The organism is Phocaeicola sp. ICN-14070, from assembly GCF_037892625.1.
Taxonomy (GTDB): Bacteria; Bacteroidota; Bacteroidia; order Bacteroidales; family Bacteroidaceae; genus Phocaeicola; species Phocaeicola plebeius.
On the sequence record NZ_JBBKBF010000108.1, the window covers coordinates 1 to 5,799 of the forward strand.

Sequence of the window (5,799 nt, forward strand, 5' to 3'; positions counted from 1 at the left end):
CTGTAATCGGACTTGCCGACGGTATCATCGACGGACTGTACGCCAGTCACCTGGAAGAGAAACAGAAGATTTTAGGCATTCTTCCAAGTAAAAAAGATGCTTCGGACACACCTGAAGATGCGGAAGAATAATTCTTATTTTTCTGATAATAAAAACCGCTTTATGAGCAAATTTCTCATAAAGCGGTTTTTTATTATTCACAACCTGTTTATAAACTATTATTTCACATAAACATGTTGTATTTCAAGAATATACATCTTATGTAAATTACCATGCCCTTCACCATACCAACGGTTTATTAACAGCTTATCCACAAACTTATCCTCCTGAATCATGTCTGCATATAATTTTTTGCACACCAAAACCAGACGTGCCTGTTCGTACGAAATGGTTCCATCTTCCATTACATAAGGTTTCAAGCCTGAAGCAGCTACTTTATCCATATCCCGGCCTGATTTGGAACCACAGATTTTATGTACCTCTTTATGCTCTTCTCCTAAAAAAGACAAGGTCAGCTTATCTCCTTCTTCGATAAACTCGTATGTATAACGTTCCGGACGAATAAAGATGAAAGCAACTGGCTTTCCCCATAAAATACCGGTTCCTCCCCAACTGGCGGTCATCATGTTAAACTTTTCCTGCGTACCGGCTGTCACCAGCATCCACTCTTTGCCAATGGCATCAAACATGTTGTCCTGCAATTCAGACACACTAATTTCCTTCATATCCATTCATATTTAGTTTCTGCAAAACTAAATATTTTTCCTCTTTCCGCCTTTCCCCTTTTTTTATTTTTTAAGCCGAATTAAAATCCTATCCCCTCAAAATATCTTTTCCTATCTCGGCCTTTTAAAGTATCTTTGCAAGGAATATCATTAACTAAAAAAGAAAGGACTGAACCGTGGCAAAAGACAATGAGGTTGTACTGACCCCGATGATGAAGCAATATTTCGACTTGAAAGCAAAACATCCGGATGCCATCATGCTATTCAGGTGTGGCGACTTTTATGAAACTTACTCGGAAGATGCTGTAGCAGCTGCTGAGATTTTAGGAATCACCTTGACAAAACGTGCCAACGGTCAAAGCAAAACGGTGGAGATGGCGGGTTTCCCCCATCATGCACTCGATACCTACCTGCCTAAACTGATTCGTGCGGGACGAAGAGTCGCTATCTGCGACCAGCTGGAAGATCCGAAGACAACTAAAAAGCTTGTCAAACGCGGAATTACGGAACTGGTCACACCGGGAGTAGCCATCAACGACAATGTGCTTTCTTACAAGGAAAACAACTTCCTGGCTGCCGTGTATTTCGGAAAAACAGCTTGTGGTATATCTTTCCTGGATATTTCTACCGGTGAATTTCTTACCGCCGAAGGACCTACTGACTATATCGACAAACTATTGAATAACTTTGCACCCAAAGAAGTGCTTTTTGAACGCGGAAAGAAACCCATGTTCGAAGGAAACTTCGGCAGCAAATTCTTTACGTTCGAACTGGAAGACTGGGTATTCAATGAAACGTCTGCAAAGGAAAAGTTACTGAAGCATTTCGAAACCAAAAACCTCAAAGGTTTCGGAGTGGAAAATCTTCATAACGGCATCATTGCTTCCGGAGCCATCCTGCAGTATCTTGACATGACCCAGCACTACCAGATTGGACACATCACTTCTTTGTCACGCATTGAAGAGGACCGCTTCGTACGCCTGGATAAATTTACGGTACGCAGTCTGGAACTTGTGGGCAGCATGAATGAAGGCGGTACCTGCCTGCTGGATATTATCGACCACACCATCAGCCCGATGGGAGCCAGAATGCTGAAACGCTGGATTGTATTCCCGTTGAAAGAAATCAAACCTATCAACGAACGTCTGGATGTGGTGGAATTCTTTTTCCGAGAGCCGGAGTTCAAAGAATTCGTTGAAGAGAAACTTCATCTGATTGGCGATTTGGAGCGTATTTGTTCCAAAGCTGCCGTAGGACGTATTTCTCCTCGAGAAGTCGTACAGCTGAAAACAGCCTTACAAGCTATCGAGCCCATCAAAAATGCCTGCCTGAATGCAGATAACGAGAGCTTGCGCCGTATCGGTGAGCAACTCAACCTGTGCGCATCCATTCGTGATAAAATAGCCAAAGAAATTCAGAATGATCCTCCCCTGCTGGTCAACAAAGGAGGCGTGATTGCCGACGGAGTAAATGCCGAACTGGACGAACTTCGTAAAATTGCGTATTCCGGAAAAGATTATCTGTTGCAGATACAGCAGAGAGAAAGCGAACTGACCGGCATTCCCAGCCTGAAGATTGCCTATAACAACGTATTCGGATATTATATCGAAGTACGTAACACCCACAAGGATAAAGTTCCCGCAGAATGGATTCGTAAGCAGACACTGGTCAATGCGGAACGTTACATTACTCAGGAACTGAAAGAATACGAAGAAAAGATTCTGGGAGCAGAAGACAAGATTCTGATTCTGGAAACCAAGTTATACAACGAACTGGTTTGTGAACTGGCCGAATTTATTCCTGCCATCCAAATCAATGCCACACAGATAGCCCGCCTGGACTGCCTGCTGTCATTTGCCAACGTGGCTCGTGCCAATAAATACATCCGTCCGAATGTAGTGGACGATGATGTGCTTGACATTCGTCAGGGACGTCATCCGGTGATTGAGAAACAATTGCCACCGGGAGAAAAGTACATCGCCAACGATGTGTATCTCGACACGGAAGAGCAGCAAATCATCATTATCACCGGACCGAACATGGCCGGTAAGTCGGCTTTGCTCCGACAGACTGCCCTCATCACCCTGATGGCGCAGATTGGATGCTTTGTCCCTGCCGAAAGTGCGCACATCGGCCTTGTAGATAAAATTTTTACCCGTGTAGGTGCCAGCGACAACATTTCTGTAGGAGAATCTACGTTCATGGTCGAAATGAACGAGGCAGCCAATATCCTCAACAACATTTCTCCGAGAAGCCTGGTGCTTTTTGATGAATTAGGAAGAGGAACTTCCACCTACGACGGTATTTCCATTGCATGGGCTATCGTGGAGCATATTCATGAGCACAAGAAAGCCCGCGCACGTACCCTTTTTGCAACGCACTACCATGAACTGAACGACATGGAAGCTCAGTTCAAACGCATAAAGAATTACAACGTATCGGTCAAAGAAGTGGACAACAAAGTCATTTTCCTTCGTAAGCTGGAAAGAGGCGGAAGTGCACACTCCTTTGGTATCCACGTAGCCAAGATGGCCGGTATGCCGAAATCCATTGTCAAACGTGCCGACGAAATATTACATCAGTTGGAAGCGGAAAACCGTCAGGAAGGTATTTCAGCCAAAGGACAGCCCAGTAAACAGGCTGCATCCGACGGAATACAGCTCAGTTTCTTTCAGTTGGATGACCCCGTACTCTGCCAGATCAGGGATGAGATTCTGAACCTGGATGTAAACAACCTGACACCGCTGGAAGCTCTGAACAAACTGAATGACATCAAAAAAATTGTAAGAGGAAGATAATTTGTAACGCTTATGTCAACCATTATTTATCCGGCCCCTATATTCGGCCCCGTCCATAGCCGCCGACTCGGCGTATCCCTCGGAATCAACCTGCTTCCGGGAGACGGTAAATTTTGTACATTCGACTGCATCTATTGCGAATGTGGATACAACAAGGATTTCCGTCCCAAACAAAAGGTACAGACACGTGAAGCCGTACGTGAAGCACTCGAAAAGCGTCTGGCCGAGATGAAAGAAAACGGTCCTTTTCCAGATGTACTGACTTTTGCCGGCAACGGAGAGCCGACTGCCAATCCTTATTTTCCAGAGATTATTGAAGATACACTGGCCCTGCGCGACAAATATTTCCCCAATGCCAAAGTCAGCGTACTGAGCAATGCTACTCTTATCCACAACCCGAAAGTGTTTGCCGCACTTAACAAAATAGACAACAACATTCTGAAACTGGATACCGTGGACATGGACTACATCCGGGCAGTGGACCGTCCTACCGGACACTATGAGGTAGAAAACATCATTGAAGGCTTGAAAGCATTCAAAGGAAACCTGATTATTCAGACTATTTTCATGAAAGGTACCACGGAAGACGGAAAAGATGTGGATAACACCTCCGATAAATACGTACTTCCCTGGCTGGAAGTGGTCAAGCAAATAAATCCCCGCCAGGTAATGATTTACACCATCGATAGGGAAACTCCCGACCAAAAGCTTAAAAAAGCGACTAAGGAAGAATTAGACCGCATAGCAAGACTCGTAGAAGAAGCAGGTATCAAAGCCAGTGCTTCGTATTAAAAAACAACAGCGTGTACGAATTTCCTGGTGAGTTCGTACACGCTGTAATTTTTTTAATATGACTTATTCAGGACTTTTCTTCTATCTTGGAATGATAGAGCTCTCATAAGAGTCCCATTTCGCTTTATAGGCCTCCAATTTACCTGAAGGAACCATTATTTTCAGTATACTCTCCTTAAATGGAAATGGATTACCTGTAAGTTCCGGAGCTTCTTCTCCCTCAAAAGTAATTGTTTCTACAGTAGAGTTTGTTCTTAACGACTGGTCTCCCACTTTCTTCACCGATTTAGGAAGGATTATTTCTTTCAACTTTCTGCAACCTACAAAAGTCCATCCTTGAACTTCAGAAAGACTTTGAGGAAATGCAAAGGAAGTCAAAGACGTACAATTCTGAAACGCTCCTATTTCTACCATACAATCAGCTGTTTTCATTTCCCCCACATAGGCAACTTTAGTTAATTGTTCACAGTCACTGAAGGCCTGATAACCTATTCGCTGCATATTATTCGAAAGAGTTACAGACGTTAATTCCACTACTCCTCTGAAAGCTTCGTCATCTATCTCCTGCAATTCTGCTGAAAATACAACCTCTTCCAAATGTGTACCTAAAAAGGCCTGCGAACCTATTTTTTTCAATGAAGCAGGCAGAGTAACTTTTTTCAATCCTGTTTCAAAAATACGTATTTACAACCGATTATTACTCAATATTTTATAGATAATAAGTCAGAAATATGGTTGTTATTTTTAATTGCACATTCTAAAAGGTGAAGATTTAACGCTTTTATTGATTATTAACTCAAAAAGGACATCAACTTGGGTCGTTTCTTCTCTTTTCCTTGCTATTCGTTTCCGATATTCCACTTTTGTTTTGGTCTATCTCATATGTACTGCAAAGGTATTGATTTTTGTTTGATATTGCTCCTTGCTTGCTCCTTGTCGTAGATTAATTTTCACACAGGAATTTTTGTTCTCTTTCTATAGGGGCTTGAAACAATCCATTTATTGGAAACAATTAAAGACGGAGCTGGTTTGCCCCAGTGCTTTTTAAGAAACAGGGCAATTATTTTATCTCCACAAAGGCTCTTGTTCCCAATTATGAGGAAAGCCTAATAAACGAGTTCTTACTGATGGGTATTTCGATAAAAGCTGCTTGAAATCTGCAACAAAAGTGTTGCCCATAGAAATGGAGTTAAGCCAATACACCACATAGCAGAGTTGCGGATAAAGTGTTTGTTCACGGAACGAGAAATCCGTAATCCATGTGTTTGGCATACGCATAGGCATCATTGGCTTGACAGGAAAGACCCGATTTGACAGTCTTGAATGATGGGCGCAGCAATTACGAAGTACGGGTCTGGGTACGGATTAAAAGGCTAAGTGATTATTTTCAGTCATTTAGCCTTTTTAATTATCTAATTTTTCCCCACATTTTCCCCACAGCTGTCTATTTATATATTTTAGAAACATATTTTTCCGTAAAGTTA

The 5,799-nt window shown here is 42.6% G+C and carries 4 protein-coding genes; 2 read left to right on the plus strand and 2 right to left on the minus strand.

Annotated features, from left to right (window positions below):
* Positions 1-218 precede the first annotated feature (218 nt).
* Positions 219-725 (minus strand): flavin reductase family protein, encoded by a 507-nt coding sequence (locus WKT20_RS17350; RefSeq protein ID WP_117669905.1) that lies wholly within the window; start codon positions 723-725, stop codon positions 219-221.
* Between the two features lie 209 nt (positions 726-934).
* Here WKT20_RS17350 and mutS point away from each other — a divergent pair, with 209 nt between their 5' ends.
* Together mutS and WKT20_RS17360 are read left to right on the plus strand one after the other, a co-directional pair.
* Positions 935-3,523, plus strand: a complete 2,589-nt coding sequence (gene mutS, locus WKT20_RS17355; protein ID WP_117670187.1) for a DNA mismatch repair protein MutS — start codon at positions 935-937, stop codon at positions 3,521-3,523.
* Positions 3,524-3,535: 12 nt separating this feature from the next.
* On the plus strand, positions 3,536-4,315 hold the full coding sequence (locus WKT20_RS17360; RefSeq protein ID WP_117701178.1) for a radical SAM protein: 780 nt from the start codon (positions 3,536-3,538) through the stop codon (positions 4,313-4,315).
* Between the two features lie 81 nt (positions 4,316-4,396).
* On the opposite strand, the gene WKT20_RS17365 is transcribed toward WKT20_RS17360, so the two are convergent.
* Complete coding sequence (locus tag WKT20_RS17365) at positions 4,397-4,978, minus strand: leucine-rich repeat domain-containing protein (RefSeq protein ID WP_340417805.1); 582 nt, start codon at positions 4,976-4,978, stop codon at positions 4,397-4,399.
* Positions 4,979-5,799: the final 821 nt, after the last annotated feature.